This window comes from Halolamina sp. C58, assembly GCF_051195095.1.
Taxonomy (GTDB): Archaea; Halobacteriota; Halobacteria; order Halobacteriales; family Haloferacaceae; genus Halolamina.
The window spans coordinates 610,172-634,881 of record NZ_JBNTJY010000002.1; the positions used below are offsets into that span (position 1 = coordinate 610,172).

At 70.5% G+C, this 24,710-nt stretch carries 27 protein-coding genes and 2 tRNA genes; 12 read left to right on the forward strand and 17 right to left on the reverse strand.

The annotated features are described in order from the left end of the window. Positions 1-46: 46 nt before the first annotated feature. Positions 47-565: an orotate phosphoribosyltransferase gene (pyrE, locus tag ACQUSM_RS13775; RefSeq protein WP_435119481.1), complete on the reverse strand. Its 519-nt coding sequence runs from the start codon at positions 563-565 to the stop codon at positions 47-49. A gap of 46 nt (positions 566-611) precedes the next feature. Beyond that, a complete protein-coding gene (locus ACQUSM_RS13780; RefSeq protein WP_435119482.1) occupies positions 612-1,151 on the reverse strand; it encodes a CDP-2,3-bis-(O-geranylgeranyl)-sn-glycerol synthase in 540 nt (179 codons plus the stop codon). 206 nt (positions 1,152-1,357) lie between these two features. On the opposite strand from ACQUSM_RS13780, the gene ACQUSM_RS13785 reads away from it, so the two are divergent. Both ACQUSM_RS13785 and ACQUSM_RS13790 read left to right on the forward strand, forming a co-directional pair. Beyond that, positions 1,358-1,750, forward strand: a complete 393-nt coding sequence (locus tag ACQUSM_RS13785) for a prefoldin subunit beta (RefSeq protein ID WP_435119484.1) — start codon at positions 1,358-1,360, stop codon at positions 1,748-1,750. Then, positions 1,751-1,999 carry a DUF3194 domain-containing protein gene (locus tag ACQUSM_RS13790; RefSeq protein WP_435119486.1) on the forward strand — a complete coding sequence of 83 codons (249 nt, stop codon included), beginning with the start codon at positions 1,751-1,753 and terminating at the stop codon, positions 1,997-1,999. It begins immediately after the preceding gene. Positions 2,000-2,205: 206 nt separating this feature from the next. On the opposite strand, the gene ACQUSM_RS13795 is transcribed toward ACQUSM_RS13790, so the two are convergent. The 4 genes from ACQUSM_RS13795 to ACQUSM_RS13810 form a co-directional block, all read right to left on the reverse strand. After that, the gene (locus tag ACQUSM_RS13795; RefSeq protein WP_435119488.1) at positions 2,206-4,110 is read right to left on the reverse strand and encodes a DUF2070 family protein; all 1,905 of its coding nucleotides are present in this window, start codon (positions 4,108-4,110) and stop codon (positions 2,206-2,208) included. A gap of 69 nt (positions 4,111-4,179) precedes the next feature. Next, positions 4,180-4,734 (reverse strand): GMP synthase subunit A, encoded by a 555-nt coding sequence (locus tag ACQUSM_RS13800; protein ID WP_435119490.1) that lies wholly within the window; start codon positions 4,732-4,734, stop codon positions 4,180-4,182. Between the two features lie 71 nt (positions 4,735-4,805). Beyond that, positions 4,806-5,258, reverse strand: coding sequence for a VOC family protein (locus tag ACQUSM_RS13805; protein ID WP_435119492.1), 453 nt, complete (start codon positions 5,256-5,258; stop codon positions 4,806-4,808). A gap of 47 nt (positions 5,259-5,305) precedes the next feature. After that, entirely contained in the window at positions 5,306-5,848 is a 543-nt protein-coding gene (locus ACQUSM_RS13810) for a DUF7097 family protein (protein WP_435119494.1), read from the reverse strand. Positions 5,849-5,926: 78 nt separating this feature from the next. Here ACQUSM_RS13810 and ACQUSM_RS13815 point away from each other — a divergent pair, with 78 nt between their 5' ends. Both ACQUSM_RS13815 and ACQUSM_RS13820 read left to right on the forward strand, forming a co-directional pair. After that, the gene (locus ACQUSM_RS13815; protein WP_435119496.1) at positions 5,927-6,343 is read left to right on the forward strand and encodes a DUF192 domain-containing protein; all 417 of its coding nucleotides are present in this window, start codon (positions 5,927-5,929) and stop codon (positions 6,341-6,343) included. A 144-nt stretch (positions 6,344-6,487) separates the two neighbouring features. Beyond that, entirely contained in the window at positions 6,488-7,546 is a 1,059-nt protein-coding gene (locus ACQUSM_RS13820) for a sensor histidine kinase (RefSeq protein WP_435119498.1), read from the forward strand. A gap of 152 nt (positions 7,547-7,698) precedes the next feature. On the opposite strand, the gene ACQUSM_RS13825 is transcribed toward ACQUSM_RS13820, so the two are convergent. The 4 genes from ACQUSM_RS13825 to cmk all read right to left on the reverse strand — a co-directional run bounded on the left by ACQUSM_RS13825 (position 7,699) and on the right by cmk (position 10,441). Then, positions 7,699-7,769, reverse strand: a tRNA-Pro gene (locus ACQUSM_RS13825). A 62-nt stretch (positions 7,770-7,831) separates the two neighbouring features. Then, positions 7,832-8,902, reverse strand: a complete 1,071-nt coding sequence (locus ACQUSM_RS13830; protein ID WP_435119500.1) for a succinylglutamate desuccinylase/aspartoacylase family protein — start codon at positions 8,900-8,902, stop codon at positions 7,832-7,834. A gap of 61 nt (positions 8,903-8,963) precedes the next feature. Further along, positions 8,964-9,860 carry an RNA-guided pseudouridylation complex pseudouridine synthase subunit Cbf5 gene (locus tag ACQUSM_RS13835; protein WP_435119502.1) on the reverse strand — a complete coding sequence of 299 codons (897 nt, stop codon included), beginning with the start codon at positions 9,858-9,860 and terminating at the stop codon, positions 8,964-8,966. A gap of 2 nt (positions 9,861-9,862) precedes the next feature. Further along, complete coding sequence (gene cmk, locus ACQUSM_RS13840; protein WP_435119503.1) at positions 9,863-10,441, reverse strand: (d)CMP kinase; 579 nt, start codon at positions 10,439-10,441, stop codon at positions 9,863-9,865. A gap of 108 nt (positions 10,442-10,549) precedes the next feature. On the opposite strand from cmk, the gene ACQUSM_RS13845 reads away from it, so the two are divergent. The 5 genes from ACQUSM_RS13845 (at position 10,550) to ACQUSM_RS13865 (ending at position 15,489) form a co-directional block, all read left to right on the forward strand. Further along, positions 10,550-11,263 (forward strand): class I SAM-dependent methyltransferase, encoded by a 714-nt coding sequence (locus ACQUSM_RS13845; RefSeq protein ID WP_435119504.1) that lies wholly within the window; start codon positions 10,550-10,552, stop codon positions 11,261-11,263. A gap of 194 nt (positions 11,264-11,457) precedes the next feature. Then, entirely contained in the window at positions 11,458-12,696 is a 1,239-nt protein-coding gene (locus ACQUSM_RS13850; protein ID WP_435119506.1) for a molybdopterin molybdotransferase MoeA, read from the forward strand. After that, the gene (locus tag ACQUSM_RS13855) at positions 12,693-14,585 is read left to right on the forward strand and encodes a molybdopterin biosynthesis protein (protein WP_435119508.1); all 1,893 of its coding nucleotides are present in this window, start codon (positions 12,693-12,695) and stop codon (positions 14,583-14,585) included. The genes ACQUSM_RS13850 and ACQUSM_RS13855 overlap by 4 nt, the downstream gene beginning before the upstream one ends. Before the next feature lie 3 nt (positions 14,586-14,588). After that, complete coding sequence (locus ACQUSM_RS13860; RefSeq protein WP_435119510.1) at positions 14,589-14,840, forward strand: hypothetical protein; 252 nt, start codon at positions 14,589-14,591, stop codon at positions 14,838-14,840. 37 nt (positions 14,841-14,877) lie between these two features. Continuing rightward, positions 14,878-15,489 carry an SGNH/GDSL hydrolase family protein gene (locus tag ACQUSM_RS13865; RefSeq protein ID WP_435119511.1) on the forward strand — a complete coding sequence of 204 codons (612 nt, stop codon included), beginning with the start codon at positions 14,878-14,880 and terminating at the stop codon, positions 15,487-15,489. Here the strand turns inward: ACQUSM_RS13865 and ACQUSM_RS13870 are convergent. From ACQUSM_RS13870 to ACQUSM_RS13890, 5 genes are all read right to left on the reverse strand, one after another. Then, entirely contained in the window at positions 15,486-16,139 is a 654-nt protein-coding gene (locus tag ACQUSM_RS13870; RefSeq protein ID WP_435119513.1) for an HAD family hydrolase, read from the reverse strand. The genes ACQUSM_RS13865 and ACQUSM_RS13870 overlap by 4 nt on opposite strands. 45 nt (positions 16,140-16,184) lie before the next feature. Further along, the gene (lwrS, locus tag ACQUSM_RS13875; RefSeq protein WP_435119515.1) at positions 16,185-16,580 is read right to left on the reverse strand and encodes an LWR-salt protein; all 396 of its coding nucleotides are present in this window, start codon (positions 16,578-16,580) and stop codon (positions 16,185-16,187) included. A 28-nt stretch (positions 16,581-16,608) separates the two neighbouring features. Further along, complete coding sequence (locus ACQUSM_RS13880) at positions 16,609-16,884, reverse strand: 4a-hydroxytetrahydrobiopterin dehydratase (protein ID WP_435119517.1); 276 nt, start codon at positions 16,882-16,884, stop codon at positions 16,609-16,611. Between the two features lie 41 nt (positions 16,885-16,925). Further along, positions 16,926-18,191: a glutamyl-tRNA reductase gene (gene hemA, locus ACQUSM_RS13885; protein ID WP_435119518.1), complete on the reverse strand. Its 1,266-nt coding sequence runs from the start codon at positions 18,189-18,191 to the stop codon at positions 16,926-16,928. A 100-nt stretch (positions 18,192-18,291) separates the two neighbouring features. Further along, positions 18,292-18,690 (reverse strand): DUF5778 family protein, encoded by a 399-nt coding sequence (locus ACQUSM_RS13890; RefSeq protein WP_435119520.1) that lies wholly within the window; start codon positions 18,688-18,690, stop codon positions 18,292-18,294. 168 nt (positions 18,691-18,858) lie between these two features. Between ACQUSM_RS13890 and ACQUSM_RS13895 the strand changes: the two genes are divergently transcribed. After that, entirely contained in the window at positions 18,859-19,446 is a 588-nt protein-coding gene (locus ACQUSM_RS13895; protein WP_435119522.1) for an FxsA family protein, read from the forward strand. Between the two features lie 85 nt (positions 19,447-19,531). Next, positions 19,532-19,605: transfer RNA gene (locus ACQUSM_RS13900), tRNA-Ile, on the forward strand. A 67-nt stretch (positions 19,606-19,672) separates the two neighbouring features. On the opposite strand, the gene ACQUSM_RS13905 is transcribed toward ACQUSM_RS13900, so the two are convergent. Both ACQUSM_RS13905 and ACQUSM_RS13910 read right to left on the reverse strand, forming a co-directional pair. Further along, positions 19,673-22,042 (reverse strand): DEAD/DEAH box helicase, encoded by a 2,370-nt coding sequence (locus ACQUSM_RS13905; RefSeq protein WP_435119524.1) that lies wholly within the window; start codon positions 22,040-22,042, stop codon positions 19,673-19,675. An 85-nt stretch (positions 22,043-22,127) separates the two neighbouring features. Next, positions 22,128-23,561, reverse strand: a complete 1,434-nt coding sequence (locus ACQUSM_RS13910) for an MATE family efflux transporter (protein WP_435119724.1) — start codon at positions 23,559-23,561, stop codon at positions 22,128-22,130. Between the two features lie 115 nt (positions 23,562-23,676). Between ACQUSM_RS13910 and lipA the strand changes: the two genes are divergently transcribed. Then, on the forward strand, positions 23,677-24,627 hold the full coding sequence (gene lipA / locus ACQUSM_RS13915; protein WP_435119526.1) for a lipoyl synthase: 951 nt from the start codon (positions 23,677-23,679) through the stop codon (positions 24,625-24,627). Positions 24,628-24,710: the final 83 nt, after the last annotated feature.

A 24,710-nucleotide genomic window follows, 5' to 3' on the forward strand; every position in this document is an offset into this window, starting at 1 on the left:
ATGAACACGTCGAACGACGATCGTGCGGGAATCCGCAGGGGGAGGCCTACCGCTCGGCCAGCAGTTCGGAGGCGGTCACGAGCGCCTCCATCTCGACGCCGTGGTCCGCGAGGTTCTCCCGGCCGCCCTCCTCGCGGTCGACGACCAGCAGCGCGCGGTTCACCTCGGCGCCGGCGTCGCGCAGCGCTTCGACCGCGTCGACGGCGGACTGGCCGGTGGTCGCGATGTCCTCGACGACGACGACCTCCTCACCCTCACTGAGCCGGCCCTCGATTCGGTTCCCGGTGCCGTACTCCTTCTGCTCCTTCCGGGCGATGACGTAGGGCACGTCGGCGGTGATGCTCGTCGCCGCCGCGAGGGGGACGCCGCCCAGCGCGACGCCGCCGAGCTTCTCGCCGTCGAGTTTCTCGGCGAACGCCTCGGCGATCAAGCGGAGACAGCGCGGGTCCGTCTCGAACAGGTACTTGTCGACGTAGTAGTCGCTGGTGCCGCCGTGGGAGAGTTCGAACTCGCCGAACTGGACCGCGTCGGCGTCCCGGAGCGCCTGAATGAGTTCGTCGGTCATGGGCGTGGGTGGGCGCGGGGTCGGCAAAAACTGGTCGGTGCAGCTCTCACCACGGTTCGTCCTTCACGCCGAGCCAGTACGCGATCCCGTTGGTCGCGAGGTGGAGCAGCGGCGTGACGACGACGACGACGGCGACGCGTGCAGGCGTGAACACCGACAGCGTCCAGTCCGGCGCGAACAGCAGCGCGAGCAGCAAGGCGCCGACCACGAAGTCGAGTTGGTCGAGGCCGGGGAACGCCGCGCCGCGCTCGCGGCCGCTGCGGCGTTTGACGAACGAGGCGCCGATGTCGCCCAGCATCGCACCGAGTGCGAGCCCCAGCGCGGCGTTGATCGGGAAGCCCGGCAGCGAGATCCCGAGGGCGTTCCCGACCGCGGGTGCGGCGGCGTCGAGCGCGAGCGCGAGCGCGACCCCGACCGCGGTGCCGACCGCGGTGCCGCGCCACGTCTTCCCGTCGCCGAGCAGGCGCGCGCCGCCGAGGGTTCGGCCGCCGTCGATCGGTCGGCCGCCGCCCGCGAGCACGGCCGCGTTGTTCGGGACGTACGCCGGGAGCATCGCCCAGAGCGCGCCGGCGATCAGTTCGAGCATGGGCGGATCGATGGCGGGGGAGGCCGTAAGTCCGGTGGGTCAGCCCGGCACGGTGAGGCGGGCTGGACGTGGGTCCGGCCGGTACAGTGAGGCGGACAGGACCGAGGCTACACGCCGAGAACGCCGGCGGGACGGGGCGATCCAGCCCGAACCCGCGCCAGGCCTAAATACGGGGCTTTTTCAGGCCGAAGGACCTCGTTCGAACTATGCAGGGTAGTCTGCCGCCCGAGGCACAAGAGAAGATCGAGGAGCTACAGGACCTTCAGGAGACCACCGAGCAGCTCGCGGCCCAGAAGACGCAGGCCGAGACCTCGCTCAACGAGGCCCAGACCGCGCTGGAGGCGCTCGACGACATCGACGAGGACACGACGATGTACCGAGAGATCGGCGAGCTCCTCGTCCACACCGACTACGAGAGCGCCAAAGAGGATCTCGAGGAGAAGGTCGACAGCCTCGAAGTCCGCGTCGACCAGCTCGAGAAGCGCGAGCAGAAGACCCAAGAGCAGTTCGAGGAGCTGCAGGAAGAGCTCCAGCAGATGCTGCAGGGTGGCGAGGGCGGCGGCCCGATGGGCCCCGGCGGCCCCGGCGCCGGCGCGTAAATGAGCACCGGCGAACCGACCGACGAGGAGGTCGTCGAAACCGCCAGCGCGGCCGCCGAGGGCGTCGTGCTGGACCGCTACAAGCAGTCCGAGCTGACCGACCTCGACGTGACGGTCACGTTCGAGGACGGCGTGCTCGACGTGGACGTGTACCTCAATCCGCCGGAGGACGCCGAGCCCGACGCCGAGGCGGTCGCCGACGAGGCGGCGCTCGCAGCCCAGGACGCGGTCGACGAGCTTTTCGACTGACGGGGGACGCGCCCCCGCGACACTCCCTTTCACCAGCTGTTTGCTCGGAGTGACCGCTCTCTACGTATCGTGAGGGGCGCGTGCAGTCGCGCAGAGATGGTGTCCAACGACCAGCCGGGAACGGTCCGGGTCGCGACCGCGGCGCTCCGCTCGTTGCCGCTGTCGAACGTGAGACTCGGTCGAAGCTGGCGGTCGACAGCGACGCGCTAGGCCACGAAGAACAGCAGCACGCTGATCGCGACGACCGCGAGGATGACCGCGACCGCGAACGCCCCGCCCAGCGAGACCACCGCGTTGGCGTGGGAGGCCAGCGTCTCGGTGCGGTCGTTGCCGAACACGGTCACCTCCGCGCGCTCGGTCGCCATCCCCGCCTCGACGGGTTCGAGGTCTGTGCGGGCCGCCTCGACGAGGTCGGACACGACGGCGATGAACGCGCTGTGGTCGATCTCTGCACCGACCTGATTGTCGGCCTCGACGGTGTTGACGATGTGTGTGTCGGTGGTCATCACCTCCGCGGCGTCGACCGTCTCCAGCAGCTCGTCGACGGTTCGGTCCCGGAGCCACGGCTCCATGTTGTTGCCGTCGACGAGCACGTACGCCGTCTCCTGCCCGTCGACTTCCGTCACCGCGACCCGGATGCCCAGCGGGCCGATCCCCTCCTGGGGCTCCCAGTCGGTCTCGTCCCACGCCGTCCCCAGCGAGAGCGACGCCTCGGGCGCGTCGCCGAGCCGTGAGCCCGCCTGCTCGGCGGCGTTGATCATGTCGAACGAGCGGGGGCTGCCGGGGGTGACGTGGCCCAGATCCGGCCCGTCGAGGCCGTTGTTACAGTTGTGGGCGTCCGCGAGCAGCACGTCGTCGAGGCCGTTCGTCCGGGCGCCCTCCCGCGCCGTGAGGCCGACGCCGTACTCCACGTCGTCGGCGAAGTCGGGCGAGAACGTGTTCACCAGCAGGCCGTCGCCGCCGAACGCCTGCCCCAGCAGCTTGGCGTCGCCCGCGACGGTTCGGGTGCTCCGGGTGGCCGCGCCGTCGTACTCGATGCGCTGGTGGGCGCGGTCGGCGGCGTCGATCAGGCGGTCGACCTCGCGCTCGGTGACGAGGTTGAAGTCGTGGCCGGCGGTGGCGTGTGGCGGGAACGCCAGCCCCTCGGCGGTGTCGGCGACGCGCTCGGGGAGGTTCCCGCCGCCGATCTCGCCCATCGGCCCGGGGTGGATCATCGGGAGCACGAACCGCGCCTTCTCCGTGCCGTCGGGGCGGCGGAACGCCAGTACGGTGACCGGGACGATCGCCTCCTCGCCGAGCTGTTCGAAGAAGTCCTCCAACTCCCGGGTGCCCTCGGCGACGTGGCCGATGAACCCCCGGAGGAAGTCGAGCATCGAGACGCCCATCGAGCGCCGCCAGGGCTGATCGACCGCGACGAGGAACACCCAGACGGCACCGGCGTAGAACACACAGAGCACGTTCAGCAGGACGAACTGTTGGGGCGAGAGCGTCGTCAGCACGCCCGGCGCCTCGGCGGACTCGTGGAGGAACGGCGTGAGAAACGCCTCCATCGCCGGCCCGCCGTCGGCGAGGTAGCGGATCGTGCCGCTGTAGACGAACAGCAGCGCGGCCGCGACCGCGGTCTGAATGCTGGCGGGGAAGATCGCGACGGGGAGCGAGGTGCGCGACACCGCCATCACCACGAGCAGGCGGAGCGCGAACACCGACGCCAGCGCGAACATCAGCGCGTCGAAGACGAACGGCTGGTCGAGTTCGGGGACGAGGTAGGCGATCAGGGCGGCGGCGCTCACGACGGCGACGATCAGGAGTTCACCGATCAGCGCGAGCAGCGACGCGCGGTTGTAGGTGAGGCGCCCGCCCGTGTAGCGGTCGACCCACGGCGTCGCGAAGCCCGCGACCACCGTCGGCACGCCGATGAAGAAGATGCCTTCCCACGCGTCCTGCCCGACGAAGAGGATGCCGCGGAACACCGCGTTCGCGTCGCCGCTGTCGAAGGCGCCGATGCCCGCGACGGCGGCCACCAGCAGGGCGAACGTGAGGCTGGTGTACCAGTTCGGGGCCCGGAAGATGAACCGCGAGAGCCCCGCGAGGTTGCTCTGGGACGCCGTCATCGATACTGGGTGTGACCCGGACGGCCTAAAACCCGTGACTTTCCGTTTCCGGCCCGATCCGGCCGCCGGCTACCAGTTCTCGCAGATGGTCTCGAACGCCTCGAACACCGCATCGCCCTCAGCGGTGTGGGCGACCTCGGGGTGCCACTGGACGCCGTAGAGCCCCCGATCGGGGTCGCTCATCGCCTCGACCTCGCAGACGTCGCTCCGGGCAGTACGCTCGAACCCTTCCGGCACCTCGTCGACCTCGTCGGCGTGGCTGGCCCACACCCGAGTCTCGGGCGCGAGGCCGCCGATCAGCGGGTCCTCGTCGTCGAGGATCTCGACGGTCACGTCGGCGTAGCCGCCGTACTCGCCGCTGTGGGTGCTGCCGCCCAGCTCCTCGGCCATGAACTGCATCCCGAGACAGATGCCCAGCACGGGCACGTCGAGATCGAGATAGTCGGCACAGCGCCCGACACGGTCGATCGAGGGGCCGCCCGAGAGCACGAGCCCGTCGGCGTCGATCTCGGCCGGATCGGTGTCGTTGTCGAGGATCTCGGTGTCGACCCCGGCGTCCCGGAGCGCGCGCCCCTCCAAGTGGGTGAACTGCCCGTGATTGTCGATGACGACGATTCTGGTCATGGGCTAGGTTGGCCGACAGGGCTCAAAAACGCCTCGGAAGCGGGTAGATGTGGGCACGTCCGTGCAACGCCTCAGAGCGAGAACGGGTCGAACCGCTCGTTCCGGCCGTTCCACTGCTCGATGTCGCGCGCCTCGCGGGTGTCGAGGTACACCTCGACCCCGTTGCCGTCCGGATCGTCGAAGTACAGCGCCTTGCTGACGCCGTTGTCGACCGGGGAGACCGCCACCTCGCGCTCGCCCAGTCGCTCGGCGGTCGCCCGGAGCTCCGCGGCGCTGTCGACCTCCCACGCGGAGTGGTAGAGACCGACCCGGGGGCCGCGGGGGTCGGCGGGGACGCCGTCGTCGACCTCCTCGGCGCCGATCCCCTGCAGCGCGAGGTCGTGGTGGTGCTCGCCGAAGGAGAGGAACGCGTAGCGGTCGACGCGCTCGGTCACGTCGAGGCCGAGCACGTCGCGATAGAACGCGACGGCGCGGTCGACGTCGGTGACTTTCAGGTGGACGTGTCCGAGGTGGTCGGCGGGCATGGCCGGACCGACGGGCCCGAACACGACGTGATTTACGCCGGCGGCGGTCACTCCTTGCGGCGCTCGCTGGCCGACCGGAACCCCAGCTCGGAGAGCTCCTCGCCGCGGCGGCGTTCGCGCTCGGCCATCGCCTCGGGGTCCGGGTTGGCGTCGTCGTCGATCCGGGCGAACGAGCGGTGGACCTTGGTGTGACACCAGCGACAGAGGCCGACCGTGATCTCGTGGGCGGTGTCGGCGTCGTGGTTGCCGTAAGAGAGGTGGTGTTCCTCGATCAGCGGCCGCGCGCTCTCGTCGTGGGCCAGCCTGACCTCCTCGAGCCCGCAGCGTGCGCACTCCTTGGCCTCTGTCGTCGAGCGGTAGTGCGGGCAGCGCGACCAGTCCGGATCTTCGCCGTCGGTCGCCGCCGCCTCGGTGTCGGCGACGACGCAGGCGTACCCCTCGCCCCGGCGCTCGGCCGCGAACTCCGGATCGGCCTCGGCGTGATCCAGCGCGTACCGGCAGCGGCCGTCGCTCGTGAGGTGGTCACAGCGCCCGGCGACCGCGTAGGGGTCGTCGACGCCGACCGGCGTCCCCTCGGGCGTCTCCTCCATACCCGCGGTGGGGCGCGCTCGGCCTTGAACGCTCGGGGCGACGGAACGCTTAGTAGGGCGGCGGCGGGAACGGGTGGCGTGCGACTCGTCCACCACCGCGACGGCGGGCCACGCCAACTGACCGACGAGGCCGGCGACGGCCCCGTAGACGAGGACGCGCTCGCCGACGGCGTCGAGCGCCGGGTGCTCGCCGACGAGGTGGAGCGGGCCGAGGGGCCGCTGACCCAGGCGCTGGGGCTCATGTTCCGTCCGTCGATCCCCGAGGGGTACGCGCTGGCGTTCCCGTTCGAGGAGCCGGCGAGCCGGACGATCCACACGCTGTTCGTGCTCGAGCCGATCGACGTGCTTTGGCTGGTCGAGGACGAGGTGGTCAAAGTCGAACGCCTGCGGCCGTTCCGCGGGCTGGCCCACGGGCTCGCGGACACGGTGGTAGAACTCCCGGCGGGCGCCGCCGACGGCGTCGAGCCGGGCGACACGGTCGAGATCGTGGAGTGACGCCGGACTGGCCGACGAGGTGAACGAGTCCGTCACGGGTCGGCCGGCGCCGAAGTGTCCGTGGTTCAACCGCTCTAGTTATTTTCTCAGAGTATGAGTTGATTGTAAGGTAAGTACTATGAGGGTAGTTCCCGTATACGGGGCGTGTCGTTCTCAGCCGAGAGAATCCGGGCGGAACACGGCGTCTACTTTCTGGGACTGCTCTGTTTCTGGCTCGGGGTGGTTCACCTCTTCACCGAGGGGGAGGGGCTGGGAACGGTGCTCGAATCGTTCATCATCTGCAGCATGTCGGGGCTCGTTCTGGTGACCGGGTATCAGCTCCCGAACCGACCGATCTCGGAACGGGGACAGTGGCGAACGGTGTGGGTCGGACTGGGAGTGATGGTCTCGTTCGCGCTGTTGGCGCTGTCGATCTGGCTGATCTGGAAACTCAACGGGACGGAGACGGAGTTCTTCTTCCTGATTTCGTTCGCGAGTAGCCTCGGAGCGGCGGTCGGTTCCCGCGGGGGGCTGTACGCGATCGAGTCCGAGGAACGGCTCGAGGAAGCCCGGGATCTCGCGAACCTCCTCACGATCAATCAGCGTGTGCTCCGGCACAACCTCCGGAACGAGCTCTCGATCTCGTTGGGGTATCTCAGGAACATCGAGGCGGGCGATCGAGACGAGGACGTGGGCGACGACGTCCGGATGATCGAGAAGCATCTCCGACGGCTGCTCACGACGACCGAGCGGACGCGGGAGATCGTCTCGATCTGGGAGAACGACCAGACGGCGACGTTCGATCTCGCCACAGTGCTCGAAGCACAGATAGCGCGGATCGAGGAGGAGTACCCGGACGTCGAGATCGCGACGGAGTTCGACGCGGACTGCCGTGTGGAGTGCCACCCCGCGCTTCCCCGAGCGATCAGGGAGGCGCTCGAGAACGCGATCGAGCACACCTCGGAGGGCACCCCCATCACTGCCCGCGTCCGCCGGGATCAGGACGGGATGGCGGTGGTGGAGGTCAGCGATACGGGGAAGGGAATCCCCAAGTTCGACGTCGAAGCGATCGAGGGCCAGCGGGAAACGCCGCTCAACCACACGCAGGGGTTGGGGCTGTGGATCATCTACTGGACCGTCAAAATGTCGGGCGGGACGCTCGAACTCGTGGAAGGGACACCGCAGGGGACGACCGTGCGAATCACGCTCCCGGAAGCGAGGTAGTCGGCGGCGGGCGTCGACGCCCGTCTACCGCGATCGGCCAGCACTTCCGCTGTGCCCGGTTGATCGTCTCCGAAAAGTGGGACCACCGAGAATCGACTGCGTCGATTCTCTTGGACCTACGTTCCGCTCCTCACGGTGTTCGTCGCGAAAAGTGGGACCGCCGAGATTCGAACTCAGGTCCTACCGACCCCATCGGCAGAGGATACCACTACCCTACGGTCCCGCACGTAGAGACAGCGCCGTCCGGCAGTTAAGCACTTCGCTTCGTTCCCCCCACTACGAGCCCTACTCGGCCTCCCGCGGCGCCACCAGCGCGCCGTCGTCCCGGACCGCCATACTCAGCACCGCGTCGCCCTCGTAGGCCGCCAGCCCCTCCTTCCGGCCGAGCACGTAGCCGTCGTGTTCCGCCTCGACCGTGTCCAACTGCTCGCCGGCCGCGCTCACCACGTCCGCGACCACTTCGCCCGTCGAGACGGCGTCGCCGGCCTCGACACGGTGACGCAGGAGGCCGGCCGTCTCCGTCCGCGGGCCGCGGAACCGCCGCACGGGGAAGTCGACGGGCGACTCGTACACGCCCGGCTCCCCGACCGCGTCCGGCCACTCCCGGAGCATCCCGAGTTCGGCCATCACGCCGTAGGCGGCGGCGACGCCCGCCGCCCGGGCCGCCTCGGTGACGACGCTGTGGCCGCCGAGTTCGGTCGTGAACGCCGGGATACCCGCAGCGTTACAGACCGCTCCCGCCGTCGAGCGCTGGAGCCCCTTGTCGACGTACTCCTCGGCGGGGTACTCCGTCACCACCGGCAGCCCCGTCGACTCGACGAGCGCCTCGAGCCCGTCGGCCAGCGTTTCGGCCTCCGACTCGGTCCGCCGCTCGCCGTACAGCACGCGATCCCGGATCACGAACGGCCGGGAGTTCACGCCCGCGGTGTGGTTGTCGATCAGCGCGTCCGCGGAGTCGACGATCGTGTCGTACAGCCGCTCGTCGATCCGTTCCTGTACCTCTGCGGGCGTCGACGAGTCGCTCTCGGGGTCGGGAAAGTTCCGGTTCGGGTCGTCGTCGCCGTAGTAGGAGGTCCGCGCGTTCCGGCGCAGCCCCGCGGGGTTGACCACGGGGACGGCGACGACCGTGCCCGAAATTCGCTGGGGGAGGTCCTCGCGCATCACGTCCTGCGTGACCGCGACGCCGGTGGCCTCGTCGCCGTGGACGCCGCCGGTGATCCACAGCGTCGGGCCGTCTTCGCTTCCGTTCGCGACGATCACGGGGAGCTTCTCGGGCGTCCCCGTCGGGAGGTCGGTGAGTTCGAGGTGGCCGCGTGCCAGTTCGCCGGGCGCCGCGCTCGCGGTGCCGATGTCCATGCCCGGAGTCCGACGGGCGCGAGGAAGAAGCTACGCCCCGGGTCGGCGTTTGCCGGGACTGTCAGACCAGCACACGCTCCAAGCTCACCACCTCTCTCGACTCGGCGTCGGGGTCGCCGACCAGTTTGCCGAGACAGACGGCGCTGCCGTCGGGCGTGTAACAGGCGAGCAGGTCGTCGTCGCCCGGATCCAGTTCCGCTGCCGCGTCGTCGGTGCCGACGACGCCCGGCGCGTAGACGGGCGCGCCGTCGGCCACTTCGACCGCGGCGCTGCGGGCGATGGTGATCGCAGGCAGGTGCTCCATCGCGCGCTCGGCGGGGGAGACCACCTCGCGGAGGAACGCTTCGTGATCGTCTTCGCGCGCCCACGCGAGCCCGTCCGCGAGGTCGTGGAGCGTCCGGAGGTCGGTGTCGTCGAACGGGCCCGTGGCAGTCCGGCGGAGGTGGCCCATGTGGCCGCCGGTGCCCAGCGCCAGCCCGAGGTCGTGACAGAGCTTCCGGATGTACGTCCCGCTCTCACAGCGGATTCGCAGGAGCGCCTGTCGATCGTCGAGCTCCAGCAGGTCGAGCGCGTGTATCTCCCGGGAGCGCAGCCGGCGGGCGACGGCGCTCTTCCGCGGCGGCTTCTGGTAGATCTCCGTCTCGAACTCCGCGAGCGTCGACTCGATATCCGTCGGCGGGAGCCCGTGGAGTTCGAGGACGGCGACGTACTCCTTCCCGCCTTCGAGGAACACGGGCGCGAGTCGGGTCGCGTCGCCGAGCATCGTCGGCAGACAGCCCGTCACTTTCGGGTCGAGCGTGCCCGCGTGCGCCGCGCGGTCGACGCCCGCGAGGTCGCGGACCCACGCCGCCACCTGGTGGGCCGAGGGGCCGGCGGGCTTGTCCAGGTTGACGACGCCAAAAGTCAGGAGATCCTCGACGGCGCGCTCGCCCGGGGGGTCGCGGAGCGGGTCAGTCACGGTCAGAACTCGTAGCGGACGCCCTCGACGGGGTGTTTCCCCTCGTCCTCGGCCGGGTCGTAGCGCTCGACGGCGGCGGTGAGCATGTCCGGCACGACGTCTTCGCTCCAGCGGGCCGTGTTGATCGCGGCGTCGTAGATCGAGAGGTCGTGGATGTCGATGTCGTAGAGGTCGGCGTACCGTTTGGCCTCGCTCTGCTCGCGGCGCTCGGTGGTCGCGCGGGCCTCCGGGACGGTCTTGTCCTCGCGCTCGGCGATGCGCTCGGCGCGCACGGAAAGCGGGGCGTCGAGCCAGAACCGCAGATCCGCGTTCTCCGCGGCGAGCCAGCCCGCGAGCCGGGACTCGAGCAGCACGTCGTCGCGTGTGGCGGCGATGGTGCGCAGTCGCCGGTCGAGGTCCTTGTCGATCTGCTCTTCCTCCTCGGCGAGCTCGTTGAACTCGACGGGTGGGTAGCCCCGCTCGTCGGCGAGCTGGCGGAAGATGTCGCCGCCGGAGATGTGCTCCAGGTCGAAGCGCTCGGCGAGGATCTCGGCGTTCGTGCTCTTCCCGCTGCCCGGCGGGCCGGAGACGGTGAGTAACATAGCGCTACTCGCGCGTAGAGGGCAAAAATCGTTGCCGTTCGTCCTCGCCCGCGAGAGCGCGCCACGCCCACCCGCCAGCGCTTTCCACCGTCGCCCACAGCACCGACCATGGAGGTCCCCGACTCAGTCGCCGCCGCCCTCGCAGACCGCGACGTGGCCGACAAGACCTGCCTCGAAGCCGGCGCGGGCGTGGGTAACGCCACCGCCGGCCTCCTCGACGCGGGCGCCGACCACGTCTACGCAATCACCGACCGCGCGGACCACGCCGACGGGGTCCGCGAGCGCTTCGCGGGCGACGACCGCGTCGAACTGATCGAGGCCGACCTCCGCGACGTGCCGCTCCCCGACGACAGCGTCGAGGTCGTCACCGCTCACGCGCTGTTCAACGTCCTCCCGAACGACGCCGCGGCGCCGATCGCCGCCGAACTCACCCGCGTCGCCGCGCCGGGCGCGACGCTGGTCGTCGACGACTACGAGCCGATGCCGCCGGAGTCGCCCGTCCGACGGCTGTTCGCGGTCGAGAACGCCGCGGCCGAACTCGCGAACGCCCGCCCGGCGCTGACGTTCTACCCCGCCGACGGCCTGCGACGGCTGTTCGGCGGCCGCGGGTGGGAGCACGACCGGACGCGGGCGATCCTCGAACCCGCGCCGTGGACCGAGAGCCACCTCACGGCCCACACCGCGGAGGTCCGCGGGCACGCCGAGTCGCTGCCCGACGCGCTCGGCCAGCAGCTGATCACCGAGGCCGAACGACTGGCGAAGACGACGGGAGAAAGCGACGAGGGGCGGATGTACAGCGTGGCGATGGAACTGCCAGAGTAGACTCGCGAGATTGGCGTGTGACCGACCACGGCATGGCTCCGAGCCCTGGCACGGCGGCCAGCGCCGGTCGCTCGCTTTATTCGTCTCTACCGACCGCGGCATGGCTCCGAGCGCTGGCACGGCGGCCAGCGCCGGTCGCTCGCCGCGGTCCGTGGTTGCCCCCCTTTTTCACCACGGGCGCGTAATCCCCGCCAATGAGTACCGACCGGAAGCAGTCCGGCTTCAAGCAGCGAACCCGGGTCGACGACGCGCTCGCGGCGCTCAGAGACGCCGTCGACCCCCACGGCCGCGCGGAGGAGGTCCCGCTCGCCGAGGCGGACGGACGCACGCTCGCGGCGACGATGGCCGCACCGGCGAGCGTCCCCTCGGCGCCCGAAGCGGCGATGGACGGCTACGCGGTCCGGGCCGGCGACACGTTCGGCGCCTCGGACCGCTCGCCCGAGGTCCTGCGCGAAGTCGACGCGGAACCGACCGAGGGCACCGTCGGCCCCGACGAGGCGCTCCGGGTCCACACCGGGAGCGCGCTCCCGGAGGGTGCCGACGCCGTGGTGATGATCGAGCAGGTCGAACCGATCGCCGACGAGGTCGAAGTGTTCGACGCCGTCGCCGAGGGGGAGAACGTCGCCGCCGCCGGCGAGGACGTGGAGACGGGCCAGCACCTGTACGACCCCGGCCACGTCCTGCGGCCCTCGGATCTGGGACTGCTGAAGTCCGTCGGCGTCACCGAGGTCCCCGTGTTCGAGAAGCCCGAGGTGACGGTGATCCCGACCGGCGACGAGCTCGTCCAAGCCGACCCGGGCCCGGGCGAGACGATCGAGACCAACGGGCTCACCGTCGCCCGATTCGTCGAACGCTGGGGCGGCAACGCCACCGAGCTCGACGTGGTTCCCGACGACGAGGACGCGCTGAAGGACGCGATCCGCTCCGGCCTCGACGGCGAGCTCGTGGTCACCTCCGGGGGCTCCTCCGTGGGTGAACGCGATCTGCTGCCCGAAGTGCTGGAGGACCTCGGCGAGATCGTCGTCCACGGCGTCGCGCTCAAGCCCGGCCACCCGTTCGGTTTCGCGGTCTGTGAGGGGACGCCCGTGCTGATGCTGCCGGGCTACCCCGTCGCGACGATCGTCAACGCGGTGCAGTTCCTGCGGCCCGCGATCAAGCGTGCGATGGACGCTCCGCTGCCGCCGCACCCGACGACCGAAGCCGAACTGGATCGGAAGATCGCGAGCGAACCCGGCGTGCGGACGTTCGCCCGCGTCCGGCTGGAGGAGCGCCCGGACGAGCCGCTACCGGCCGCCGTCCCGACCCGGGTGTCGGGCTCGGGCGTGCTGTCGAGCGTCGCGCTCGCGGACGGCTGGGTCGTCGTCGACGAGGCCGCCGAGGGGATCGACGCCGGCGAAACCGTCGCCGTGCAGGACTGGGAGGCCCGCCAATGAGCGACCGCAAGGAGTTCCGCGACCTCACCGAGCCGGCGAAGGCCCACGAGGCCATCGCGTCGCTGGAAATCGAGCCCGAGCCCGAGACCGTCCCGCTCGCGGACGCACGGGGGCGCATCCTCGCCGAGCGCGTCGACGCCGACCTCGACGTGCCGGGGTTCGACCGGGCGTCGATGGACGGCTACGCGGTGCGGGCGAGCGACACGTTCGGCGCCGACGAGGCCGACCCCGCGACGCTCGATCTGGTCGGGACGGTCCACGCCGGCAGCGAGCCCGCGGTGTTCGTCGACGACGGCGAGGCCGTCGAGATCTCGACCGGTGCGGTGCTGCCCGACGGCGCCGACGCGGTGGTGATGGTCGAACGGACCGACGAGATCGGAACCGAGGCCGTCGAGATCCGCACCTCGGTCGCGCCCGGGGACAACGTGATGCCCGCCGGCGCCGACATCGCGGCCGGCCAGCGCGCGCTCGGCCCCGGCACCGAACTCACCCCCCGCGAGATCGGCCTGCTCTCGGCGCTCGGGCGGGACACGGTCGAAGTCCGCGGGAAGCCGACGGTCGGCATCGTCTCGACCGGCGACGAGCTCGTCCGGCCCGGCGAGTCGCTGAACAGCGACGCCGGGCAGATCTACGACGTGAACAGCTACACGATCGCCGCGGGCGTCGAGGAGGCCGGCGGCGAGGCGACGCTCTACCCCCACGCCGGGGACGACATGGACGCGATGGAGGACGCGCTCACCACCGCCGCCGAGGAGTGCGATCTGGTGCTCTCCTCGGGCTCGACTTCCGCCTCCGCGGTCGACGTGATCTACCGCGTGATCGAGGAACGGGGCGACCTCCTGCTCCACGGCGTCGCCGTGAAGCCGGGGAAGCCGATGCTGATCGGCCGGCTCGAAAACAGCGCCTACGTCGGCCTGCCGGGCTACCCAGTCTCCGCGCTCACCATCTTCCGCACGTTCGTCGCGCCCGCGATCCGGCGGGCAGCCGGGGTGCCCGAGCCGAGAACGGCGACCGTCGACGGGACGCTCGCGGCAGAGGAGCGCTACAGCGAGGGCCGCACCCGGCTGATGCCGGTCGGGCTGGTCGAGAACGAGGCCGGCGAGACGCTCGTCTACCCCGTCGACAAGGGGTCGGGCGCGACCACCAGCCTCGTCGAGGCCGACGGGGTGGTCGAGGTCGACGCCGACACCGAGTACCTCGCTGAAGGCGAGGACGTGACGGTGACGCTGTTCTCCCCGAACGTGCGCACCCCGGCGGTGCTCGCGTTCGGCGAGGACGACCCCGCGTTCTCCCGGCTGCTCGACCGACTCGGATCGAGTCGGTTCCTCCCCGTCGGCTCCCGGGAAGGGGTACGACGGCTGCGCGACGGGCTGCCCGACGCGGCTGTCGTCGCCGGACCGATCCGCCGGGAGGTCGAGGCGGTCGAACTCGGCGCGTGGGAGCGCGAGTGGGGGCTGATCGTTCCCGAGAGCAACCCCGACGACGTGGAGGGGTTCGCGACGTTAGTCGACGGCGACCTGCGGTTCGTCAACCTCGACACGGCGACGGGCCTGCGCGCGAGCGCCGACGCCGAACTGGAGCGACTCGCCGCGGCCCGCGACACCGACGCCGCCGACCTCCAGTCGGCGATCGACGGCTACGGCTTCGCGCTCAAAGCCCACGAGAGCCCCGCGCGGCGCGTCCTCGCCGGGAAAGCCGACGCCGGGCTCGGCCTCCGTGCGACCGCCGAGAAGCTCGGGCTCGGGTTCGTCCCGGTCGACAGTCAGACCGTGCGGGTCCGGGCCAACCCCGAGCGCGTCGAGAAACAGGGCGTTCGGGACCTCGAAGCGGTGCTGGCTGGCGTCGACGAGGTGCTCGCGGCGCTGCCCGGGTTCGAGCCCGCGGAGTAGTCGATGCCCCCGCTGGACCTGCTGTTCGTCGGGCTGCTCGTCGCCATCTGTGCAGCGATGGTTCGCGAGGCCGCCCGAACGGGGTGGACACCCCGGTACGTCCTCGGCTCCGTACTGGTGCTCGGCGGGCTCGTGGGGACGTTCTTCCTCGACGACCTGCTCGCCGCGTCGCTGCCGGCGTGGAGCGAGTTCGTCTTCGCGGCCGCGCTGTTGGCCGGTTTCGTCCTCCAGTGGTCCGGACGAGACGAGCCGTGAGGGAAAGAGCTTCGACGGCGCCGACGCTGGCTCGGGTATGACCGAGGACACGCCGGCGCGGGTTCTCGCGCTCGGTGACTCCTACACGATCGGTACCGGCGTCGACCCGGACGAACGCTGGGTGTCGAAGCTCGTTGATCGACTCCGGGAGGCCGGCGAGTCGGTCGCCGATCCCGTGGTGATCGCCGAGAACGGCTGGACCACCGACGATCTGGACGGGGCGATCCGGGAGCGCGACCCCGACGGCCCGTTCGACCTCGTGACGCTCCTGATCGGGGCGAACAACTGCTTCCAAGCGGAGTCGGCGAGCGAGTTCGAGCCGAAGTTCCGGACGATGCTCGACCGGGCGCTGGGGTTCGCCGAGGAGCCTGATTCGGTCGTCGTGATCACGGTCCCGGACTACACACTCACGCCGGTCGGACGGGAGAACGAGCCCGACGAACACGCCGAGCGACTGGAACGGTACAACGAGATCGTCCGCGAAGCGGCGCGTGCGGAGGGGACACGGCTGGTCGACGTGGTACCGACGTCGAAGCGCGTGGCCGAGGACGGATCGCTCGTCGCCGGTGACGATCTCCACCCCGCGCCCGAGCAGCACGACCTGTGGCTGGAGCGGATCGTTCCGACCGCCGCGGCGGCGCTGGATTAGTTGCCGAGGACGCCCTCGTCGAGTTCGGTGAAGCGCTCGACGCGGTGGTCCGCGAGCACGCACTGCCCGCGGCGTTCGGGACCGTGACGCTCGACGTGGACCGCGTCGAGGCCGGCGTTCCACGCGGCGCCCACGTCGCTCGGACCGTCGCCGGCCAGCACCCCCGCGCCGGCGGTGTGGTCGACACCGAGTCGGTTCATCGTGTGGTGGACCGGCTCGGGGTCGGGCTTCCAGCCCAGATCGTCCGAGCAGGTGACGAACGCGTCGAACCGCGAGCGCAGGTCGAGCTGGTCGACGACTTCGTTCGCGAGAAACGGCGCGCAGTGGGTGACGACGCCGACCGGGACGCCGGCGGCGTCGAGCTCGTCGAGCAGCGCCGCGGCGTCGTCGTGGACGTACGTCGCTTCCGCGCGGGCGCCGGGGTCCTCGGCCTCGTGCAGCGCGGGCCAGAACGTCCCCGGGTCGAGCCCCATCGACTGGAGCTTCTCGCTCCGGGGGCCGCCGAGCCCGTGCCAGAGGGTTTCGACCTCGCTGTCGGTGAACGTCCGGCCCAGCCGGTCGCCGACCGCCTCGAACACCTCGTGGCGGTAGTCGGGCTCCACGTCGACGATCGTGCCGTCGAGGTCGAGGAGCCAGAAGTCGTACGGCATGGAGGGGTAGCTAGCTGATACGGGGGTAAGTGCTTTTCTCCCTGCTCAAACCGCCTCGGCGTCGACGACGTGCACCGACGAGCCGAGATACTGGTGCAACACTTCGTCGACGCTCTCGGCGTTGAACCGCGAGAGATCGCGCTCGATCTCCGCCCGGAGCGCGTCGAGGTACTCCTCGTCGGCCCGGAGCTCCGAGAACGACAGCGACACCACCTCGACGCCCAGCCAGTCGCTCGCGACTCGTCGCAGCGGCGCCTCGTCGCCGACCTCGCCGTGCCAGAGCCGGTCGCGGAAGAACAGCCAGTCGATCCGCTCCGGGCCGGGTTCGACGCCCGGCGCGGGGGCGAACAGCCGCAGCGTCGTCTCGAAGCGGTTCGGGTCGGCCGCGACACCCTCCGTCGGGAGGCGGAACGCCGCCTCGAAGGTGTACGCTGCCTTCATCGGCGCGTCGAGCGTCGCACCGAGGCCATCAGTACTCGCCGTCGCAGTCGTCCGCGAGCCGGAGGTCCTTCTCCGTGATCCCGCCGGCGTCGTGGGTGGTGAAGCGCACCTCCACCTCGTCGTAGCGGAGGACGATCTCCGGGTGGTGGAACTCCGCCTCGGCGATGTCGGCCACGTCGTTGACGAACCTGACCGCGCTGGGGTAGTCGTCGAACTCGTAGGTGCGGACGATCTCGTCGCCCTCGCGCTCCCAGTGTTCCGGCAGTCGCCGCTCGACTTCCTCGTCGTCGAGTGTGTCAGCCATGAACGGAAGGTGGGCGCCTGAGGGGGAAAAGCTTCGGCCGGCTACTCGCCCGCGCGCTCGTCGGCCGCGTCGGCGGGCGGGTCCACGTCGACGGCGTCAGAGCGGGGGTCGAACAGCTCCATCGCCGTCTGGATGGTGGTCCAGTCGTCCTCGCCGGCGGCCTCGCGCAGGCTCTCGGTCGGCGGCGCGAGCAGCTGGGAGACCAGCGAGTCGGCCAGCGCCTCGACGGTCTCGCGCTGATCGTCGTTCAGGTCGCCCTGGGCCTCCAGCTTGGTGAGCGCGCGGTCGAGCTCGCGGGCCTTCATCCGTTCGGCGCCCTCGTACATGCCGCGGATCGCCTCGTCGGCCCGGGACCGCTTGAACGAGGAGAGCAGGCGGTCGTGCTCTCGATCGATCATCGCCTCGACCTCGCGGGCGGCCGCGCGGCGGTTCTCGTGGGCCGTCTCGGTCACGCGCTCCAGATCGTCGATGTCGTGGACGACGACGCCGTCGAGCGCGTCGGCCGCGGGGTCGATGTCCCGCGGGCGAGCGATGTCGACACAGACCGCCTCCGCGCCGTCGAGCGCCTCGGCGGTCAGCACCGGCTCGTCGGCGCCGGTGGCGGCGACGACGACCGACGCCTCACGGACCGCGGCGGCGGCCTCGTGGATCGGGACCGCCTCGGCGTCGACGCTCACGTCCTCGGCGACGTGTTCGGCGTTGGGGAGCGTGCGGTTCGCGACGAGCAGTTCGTCGACGCCGGCGCCGGCGAACGCCCGCGCCGCGAGCGTCCCCATCTCGCCGGCGCCCAGCACCAGCGCGGTCGCATCGTCGAGGTCCGCCTCGCGGCCGGCGAGCTCGACCGCGGCCGAGCCCATCGAGACGGTCCCCTCGTTGATCGCGGTCTCGGTCCGGGCGCGCTCGCCGACGTGGACCGCCTTCAGCAGCGCCTCCTCGAGCACGGGGCCGAGCGTGCCGTCCTCGCGGGCGCGTTCGAGGGCGTCCTTCACCTGGCCGATGATCTGGTCCTCGCCCAGCACGAGCGACTCCAGCCCGCTGGCGACTCGCATCAGGTGCCGGATCGCGTCCTCGTGCTCGAGGCGGGTGACGGCACCCTCGCGGACCTCCGGCGCGAAGTCCGACAGCGCGTCCTTGCCGTCGGCGGCGCTGTCGGTGACGACGTACGCCTCCGCGCGGTTGCACGTGGCGAGCACGACGCTCTCGGAAACGCCCGGCCGGGCAGCGAGTCGCTGGGCCGCGGCGCTCTCGTCGTCGGGCGCCGCCGACTCCACCTCCTCGACGGTCGCGAGCGCGTGGGAGACGCTCACGCCAGTGATCACTCCGGTCACGGGTCTCTCGACGGGACTAGCCCCGGTACTCGGTAAAAGGTTCCGGATACGGCGTCGGGGTCGGCCGAACGAGTTCGGCTCAGGGGACGGTCGTGACCCGCTCGACGTGCTCCAGCGCGTCGAGATCGTCGGCCAGCGCCGCCTGCTCGACGCCGGCCTCGTAGTAGAACACGAGGTCGAACGTCCCCTCGCGGAGGAGCTGCTGGCACTCCCAGACGAACTCGTCGTCGGCGAGGGTCTTTCCCTGGAACTGGTTCGAGGCGAACTCGTCGGTGTCGTTGCCGGCGTAGATGTAGCTCTCGCCCTTCCCGGCGTGGTCGGCGATCACGTCGTTGATCGCGACGGTGAGCTCGTGCATCTCCAGGTCCTCCTCGCCTTCGAGGCTCGTGTGGACGATACAGCCGACGAGTTCGATCTCGCCGGGTTCGAGGAGTCGTCTGGCCCGCTGGTAGAGGTCGTCGTCGACGGCGTCGGCCATGCTCGCACTCGGTTCGGCGGGGGTTTACCGGTGGCGGTTCGCCGCAGTTGCCGGCCGGAACTACGCGAAAGGGCTATGGGACCGCCGCCGGAACTACGCGAAAGGGCTATGGGACCGCCGCCGGAACTACGCGAAAGGGCTATGGGACCGCCGCCGGAACTGTGGGTGATGCGAACCCGGTACGCCATCGCGGCGCTGCTGCTGATTCCGCTCGCGGACGCGATCATGCTGGTGTTCGTCGCCGGCGAGATCGGAGCGGTCCCGACCGTCCTGCTCGTGGTGCTGACGGGGCTGATCGGGATGCTGCTGGTCCGCGCGGAGGGCCGACACACGCTCGCCCGGATCCAACAGAAGGCCGCCCGCGGGGAGGCGCCGACGGACGAGCTGTTGGACGGCGCCCTGCTGATCGCCGCCGGCGCGTTCCTGCTCACGCCCGGCGTCGTCACGGACGCGCTGGGGTTCCTGCTCACGATCCCCCCGACGCGCTACCCGATCCGGACCCTGCTGAAGAAGTACGTGGTCGTGCCGAAGCTCGACGAACGCACGGGCGGGTTCGTCACCGGCGGCGTCTGGACGGGCGGCTTCCCGAACGGCGGCGACGGCGGGCAGTTCGGCGGCGGCTCGGTCGGCAGCGACGGCGGTGAGGGGCCGTTCGACGGCGGGAACGCCGGCCCGTTCGACGGGACAGGGGGCGAGCAGTCGGACGACGTGTACGACGTGGGCGCCGACGAGTACCGGACGAAAGACGACGAATGAGCCGGCGGAATCGGCCGCGGGCGTCGCGGTCGGCGAAGAGAAAGCCTTAACAGATACGCCGGCCAACGGAGAAATGCGCTCACCTGGGCCAATAGCTCAGTTAGGTTGAGCGCTCGGCTGATAACCGGGAGGTCCGCGGTTCAAATCCGCGTTGGCCCATCCACTTTCGGGCTGACTCCCCAGCCACCTAACTTCGGTCGCTACCTCCCGAGAGAGTTCTCCGTCCCTACTCCACCCGCACCGTCCGGTCCTCGCGAACGGGCGACAGCGGCAGCTCCGGGAACGTCACCTCGACCACGAACCGCAGTTCGTCCTCGTCGGCGCCGAACACCGGCGCCGGCACCGTCTCCGAGTCGCCGAGGTACGTCTCGGTGCCGGTCATCTCCGTCCCGTTGACCGTCACCCGGATCCCGACGCGGGCGCCGCCGCCGAGGTTCCGGACCGTCAGTTCGCACATCTCGTTCTCGCCGGTCGCGATCGTCTCGGGGAACGCCCCCCAGTCGACCGAGATCCGCGGCAGGTCCCGGGCGGCGTCGACGACGCGTTCGGCGACGCTGTCGGAGAGCCCCGCGTTCGTGAGTTTCGCGGCGCCGGCGTCGACCAGCGCCGCGGGCGCGGCGTAGCCGGCGTCGGCCAGCGACTCGGCGCGGCCCGCGCCGACGCCCTCGATCGCGGTGAGCCCCACCGCCTCGCGGGGGACGCCGTGTTCGACGCGGGCTTCCATCCGACGGACGAGGTTCGCGGCCCGTGGGCCCGCGAAGGCGGCGGCGAACTCACGGAGTGCGGCGAGCAGCCGGAGCGCGTTCTGCCGGATGATCCACGCGTCCGAGCGGAGGTCGCTCGGCGTGCGGCCGTCGGTCGCGGCGTGGAGGATCGCGAGCACCTTGCGGTTGCCGTTCTCGAGGTCGGTGTCGACGCCCGCGCCGTCGAGCGCGCGGTCGATCGCGTCGGTCTCGGACTGTCGGGCCGAGACGGAGTCGAACTCCCCCGCGGCGGCAACCGCTTCGAGCACGTCGTCGCCGGTGAGGCGGTCGCGCTCGCAGGTCTCGCGGAAGCGCTCGGCCGTGTCGAGCCGGAGGTAGTAGTTCGAGGCCAGCCGGCCGAGCGTCGTCGCCGCGACGCCGAGCTCGTCGTCCGTCTCGACGAAGCCCGAGTCGACGAGGCTCTCGACGGTCCCGCGCACGCGCTCGCGGAGGTTCTCGAACTCGTACTCGTCGGGCTTGGACTTCGCCCGGACGTAGTAGAACGTCGTCTCGACCCACGACATCACGTCGTCGAGCCCCTGAATGGTGCCCATCGCGACCTCGGCGTTGAGGTGGGTCTCGATATCCCCCGCGAGCATCGACTCGATCTCCTTCCCCTCGCGCAGCAGGCGGCGGTACTTGTCGGCGTCGTCGCCGTCGCAGATCACCCAGCCGTACCCCACGTCGTCGTACCCCGGCCGGCCCGCGCGGCCGAGCATCTGGAGCACGTCCAGCGGCGAGATGTCGACCTCGCCTTCCAGCGGGTCGTGGTACTTCGTGTCGCGGATCACCACACAGCGGGCGGGGAGGTTCACCCCCCACGCGAGCGTCGAGGTGGAGAACAGCAGTTGGATCTTCCCCTCCTTGAACCACTGCTCAACGAGGTCCTTGTCGTTGCGCGAGAGCCCGGCGTGGTGGAACGCGACGCCGTCGACGACGGAGTGACGCAGCGTCTCGTTCTCGACCTCCTTGGCGGCGGTGTGGAAGTCGTACTCGCCGCGGGAGCCCATCTCGATATCCCAGTCGGTGACCTCGTCGCGGGCCTTCTCGGCGGCGCGGACGGTGTCTTGCCGCGAGGAGACGAACACGAGCGACTGCCCCGCCTCGCGGATGTGCGGCTTCGCGAGGTCGAGCGCGCGGTAGAGCCGGCGGTACTTGTCCGCGAAGGAGTTCTCGCCGTGGCTGTACGTCTTCACGCCGGTCTCTAAGTCGACGGGGCGGTACTCGTCGCCGAACGCGAACGTGTTCTCGGGTGGCGCGTCGAGCCACTCCGCCACGTCCTCGACGTTGGGCATCGTCGCCGAGAGCGCGATAATCCGGGGCTCGCAGAGCCGGCGGAGCCGCGAGACGGTCACTTCGAGCACCGAGCCGCGCTTCTCGGAGTCGAGCAGGTGGACCTCGTCGATCACACAGCAGTCCACGTCGGTGATGAAGCCGTAGCGCGCGGAGTCGTGCTTCCGCGTCGCGGAGTCGGTCTTCTCCGGTGTCATCACGAGGATGTCCGCGCGTTCCGCGCGGCGGGGGTCGAGATCGCGCTCGCCCGTGACGACGTACACCGAGTAGCCGAGCTGCTCGAAGCGGTCCCACTCGGCCTCCTTCTCGTTGGTCAGCGCCCGCATCGGGGCGATAAACAGCGCGGTGCCGCCCTCCCGCAGCGTCTTGCAGATCGCGAGTTCGGCGAGCGCCGTCTTCCCGGAGGCGGTCGGCGCGCTCGCGACGACGTTCTCGTCGGTGTCGAGCAGTGCGGGCAGCGCCTCCCGCTGCATCGCGTTGAACTCCTCGAACGCGAACGCCTCGGCGAACTCGGGGACGGCGTCGGCGACGCGGGCCGTGGCGTCGGAGCGCTGAGACACTACTCGGAGTCGGGACGGCCACGGAGAAAGAGGTTTCCTTCGCGCGGGGGCGCGAGCCCGTGCCCGGGGTGTGCCGACCGCGGCGCTAATCCGCCGTCGCCACGTCCGCCGCGCGGTCCATCATCCCCTCGCTGGTCGCGTACTTGAAGTAGACCGCCAGCCCCAGCGCGGCGGCGACGTTCGAGCCCGTCACCGCCCAGAAGATGGCGTCCATCCCCCAGCCGAGGCCGGGCGCGACCGAGAGGCCGAACGCGCCGACGCCCAGCCCCACGGGCAGGGCAAGCACCGCGATCGGGAGCCGGATCCCCCAGTACTTCACGAGGTCGACGATCAGGCTGGTCTTGGTCCGGCGGGCGCCGTTGAGCCCGGCGAGCAGCATGTACGTCGCGCCGATCGCCCAGTAGCCGTACGCGAGGATCTCGAGGTAGCGGATCGCGTACGCCTGCCCCTGTTCGGAGATGTCGGGGACGAACGCCTGCGTGAGCAGGTCGGGGATCAGCAGTTGGACGGCGCCGATCACCGCGAGCACGCCGGCGGCGATCCCGACGCCGATCCACGTCGCCCGCCGAGCGCGGTCCGGGCGGTCGGCGCCGAGGTTCTGTCCGACGACGCTCTGGCCGGCCTGCTGGAGCCCCTGTGCGGGGACGAACGCGATGGTCGCGATCCGGGCGCCGACGGTGTACGCCGCCAGCCCCGCGGCGCCGCCGACGATCGTGACGATCGCGACCACGATCAGTCGGACCGACTGCGAGGCCAGCCGCTGCCCCGCCGAGGGGAGGCCGATGTCGACCATCTCCCGGAGCTCGTCGAGGTCGAACCCCACGTCCGCGAGCGACAGCGAGATCGAGCCGTGGGCGCCGGTCAGCCAGTAGAGCCCGAGCACCATCGACATCGTGTAGCCGAGCACGGTCGCCAGCGCCGCGCCGGCGACGCCGAGTTCGGGGAACACCCAGACGCCGAAGATCAGCAGCGGGTCGAGCACGAGGTTCCCGCCGATCGCGAGGAAGTTCAGGTACATCGCGGTCGTGGAGTCGCCCGCGCCGACGAACCCCATCTCCACGGTGTCGCTCACGGAGGTGAACGGAAAGAGCAGCATGTACGCCGAGAGGTAGGCGGCGGCCTGTGGCGCCACGCCGGGGCCGGCGCCGAGCAGGCGCACCAGCGGCCCCGCGTTGGGCGCGACCAGCAGCGCCATGACCACCCCGGAGACGAACGCCAGCGCGATCCCGTGAAACACCGCCTTCCGTGCGTCCGAGCGGTTCTCCCCACCGATCCGCTGGGAGACGAGCACCTGCGTCCCGACCATCGCCGCCATCAGCGGCACCATCACCAGCGCCATGATCGGCTGGTTCAGCCCGACCGCGCCGACCGCGCCGTCACCGAGGCGGCCGAGCCAGAACACGTCCGCCGCCGAGTTGGCCACCTGCACGAGGTTCTGCGCCACCAGCGGCGCCGCGAGGACGACCAGCGCACGGGAGAGCCGGCCCTCGGTTATGTCGCCGGGTTCGAGATCGAACATCCAGTATCGTACCCACATTAAGCAGAGGGAACAAATACCCATCGGTGCGGAAAGAAAGGGGCGAGGCGGTCGAACGAACCGCACGCTTTTCACGAGTGCGACCCCAGTGCCTGCCATGAGCAGCCGCAGGCGGAAACCCGACTGGCTCAAGAGCCAGCCGCCGACCGGGCAACGGTTCACCGACATCAAGCAGACGCTCCGGGACCGGGACCTCCACACCGTCTGCGAGGAAGCCAACTGCCCGAACATGGGCGAGTGCTGGTCCGGCCGGGACGGGCCGGGCACGGGCCCCGGCACCGCGACGTTCATGCTGATGGGCGAGCGCTGTTCGCGGGGCTGTAACTTCTGTGACGTGGCGACCGGCGGGATGGAGCCGCTGGACCCCGACGAGCCCGCAAACGTCGCCGAAGCGGTCGGCGAGATCGGGCTGGACTACGTCGTCCTCACCTCCGTCGACCGCGACGACCTCGACGACGGCGGCGCGGCCCACTTCGCGGAGACGATCCGGGAGTGCAAGCAGCGCAACCCCGGGACGCTCGTCGAGGTCCTCATCCCGGACTTCGGCGGCGACGAGGAAGACGTGCGAAAAATCATCGACGCCGAACCGGACGTGATCGCCCACAACGTCGAGACCGTCGAACGCCTCCAGTGGCCGGTCCGGGACCGCCGCGCGAACTACGAGCAGACGCTTGACGTGCTCGAACAGGTCGACCGCGAGTCCGACATCTACACGAAGACGAGCCTGATGCTCGGGCTCGGCGAGTACGACCACGAGATCTACCGCAGCCTCTCGGACCTGCGGCAGGTCGGCGTCGACGTGGTGACGTTCGGGCAGTACCTCCAGCCCTCCCGCTCCCATCTCGACGTGTTCGAGTACGTCCACCCCGACGCGTTCGAGACGTGGCGACGGGTCGCCGAGGAGGAGCTCGACTTCCTCTACTGCGCCTCCGGCCCGATGGTTCGGTCGTCGTACAAGGCGGGCGAGCTGTTCGTCGACGCGCTCGTCCGCGACGGAAAGAGCCCCGAGCAGGCGCGAGAGGAGGCGCGGGCGGCGGCGGGAGACTGAGGCGATCGTTCCCCGTGACCGGGAGAACTGGCGTCTCGACAGCGACGGGGGCGTTTCTCACCAACCCGACGGCGTCGAGCGAT

What these genes read in the sequence shown, in the direction of transcription:
- ACQUSM_RS13780 (WP_435119482.1), bottom strand. Translation starts at nt 1,151, where the DNA reads ATGCTCGAACTGATCGCCGGCGCGCTCTGGGCGATGCTCCCGGCGTAC.
- ACQUSM_RS13910 (WP_435119724.1), bottom strand. Translation starts at nt 23,561, where the DNA reads ATGTTCGATCTCGAACCCGGCGACATAACCGAGGGCCGGCTCTCCCGT.
- ACQUSM_RS13795 (WP_435119488.1), bottom strand. Translation starts at nt 4,110, where the DNA reads ATGACGGCGTCCCAGAGCAACCTCGCGGGGCTCTCGCGGTTCATCTTC.
- ACQUSM_RS13810 (WP_435119494.1), bottom strand. Translation starts at nt 5,848, where the DNA reads ATGGAGGAGACGCCCGAGGGGACGCCGGTCGGCGTCGACGACCCCTAC.
- ACQUSM_RS13880 (WP_435119517.1), bottom strand. Translation starts at nt 16,884, where the DNA reads ATGGCTGACACACTCGACGACGAGGAAGTCGAGCGGCGACTGCCGGAA.
- pyrE (WP_435119481.1), bottom strand. Translation starts at nt 565, where the DNA reads ATGACCGACGAACTCATTCAGGCGCTCCGGGACGCCGACGCGGTCCAG.
- ACQUSM_RS13830 (WP_435119500.1), bottom strand. Translation starts at nt 8,902, where the DNA reads ATGGACATCGGCACCGCGAGCGCGGCGCCCGGCGAACTGGCACGCGGC.
- ACQUSM_RS13800 (WP_435119490.1), bottom strand. Translation starts at nt 4,734, where the DNA reads ATGACCAGAATCGTCGTCATCGACAATCACGGGCAGTTCACCCACTTG.
- ACQUSM_RS13850 (WP_435119506.1), top strand. Translation starts at nt 11,458, where the DNA reads ATGAGTACCGACCGGAAGCAGTCCGGCTTCAAGCAGCGAACCCGGGTC.
- ACQUSM_RS13855 (WP_435119508.1), top strand. Translation starts at nt 12,693, where the DNA reads ATGAGCGACCGCAAGGAGTTCCGCGACCTCACCGAGCCGGCGAAGGCC.
- ACQUSM_RS13845 (WP_435119504.1), top strand. Translation starts at nt 10,550, where the DNA reads ATGGAGGTCCCCGACTCAGTCGCCGCCGCCCTCGCAGACCGCGACGTG.
- ACQUSM_RS13785 (WP_435119484.1), top strand. Translation starts at nt 1,358, where the DNA reads ATGCAGGGTAGTCTGCCGCCCGAGGCACAAGAGAAGATCGAGGAGCTA.
- ACQUSM_RS13860 (WP_435119510.1), top strand. Translation starts at nt 14,589, where the DNA reads ATGCCCCCGCTGGACCTGCTGTTCGTCGGGCTGCTCGTCGCCATCTGT.
- ACQUSM_RS13890 (WP_435119520.1), bottom strand. Translation starts at nt 18,690, where the DNA reads ATGGCCGACGCCGTCGACGACGACCTCTACCAGCGGGCCAGACGACTC.
- ACQUSM_RS13865 (WP_435119511.1), top strand. Translation starts at nt 14,878, where the DNA reads ATGACCGAGGACACGCCGGCGCGGGTTCTCGCGCTCGGTGACTCCTAC.
- ACQUSM_RS13870 (WP_435119513.1), bottom strand. Translation starts at nt 16,139, where the DNA reads ATGCCGTACGACTTCTGGCTCCTCGACCTCGACGGCACGATCGTCGAC.
- lwrS (WP_435119515.1), bottom strand. Translation starts at nt 16,580, where the DNA reads ATGAAGGCAGCGTACACCTTCGAGGCGGCGTTCCGCCTCCCGACGGAG.
- cmk (WP_435119503.1), bottom strand. Translation starts at nt 10,441, where the DNA reads ATGTTACTCACCGTCTCCGGCCCGCCGGGCAGCGGGAAGAGCACGAAC.
- ACQUSM_RS13895 (WP_435119522.1), top strand. Translation starts at nt 18,859, where the DNA reads ATGCGAACCCGGTACGCCATCGCGGCGCTGCTGCTGATTCCGCTCGCG.
- lipA (WP_435119526.1), top strand. Translation starts at nt 23,677, where the DNA reads ATGAGCAGCCGCAGGCGGAAACCCGACTGGCTCAAGAGCCAGCCGCCG.
- ACQUSM_RS13805 (WP_435119492.1), bottom strand. Translation starts at nt 5,258, where the DNA reads ATGCCCGCCGACCACCTCGGACACGTCCACCTGAAAGTCACCGACGTC.
- ACQUSM_RS13790 (WP_435119486.1), top strand. Translation starts at nt 1,751, where the DNA reads ATGAGCACCGGCGAACCGACCGACGAGGAGGTCGTCGAAACCGCCAGC.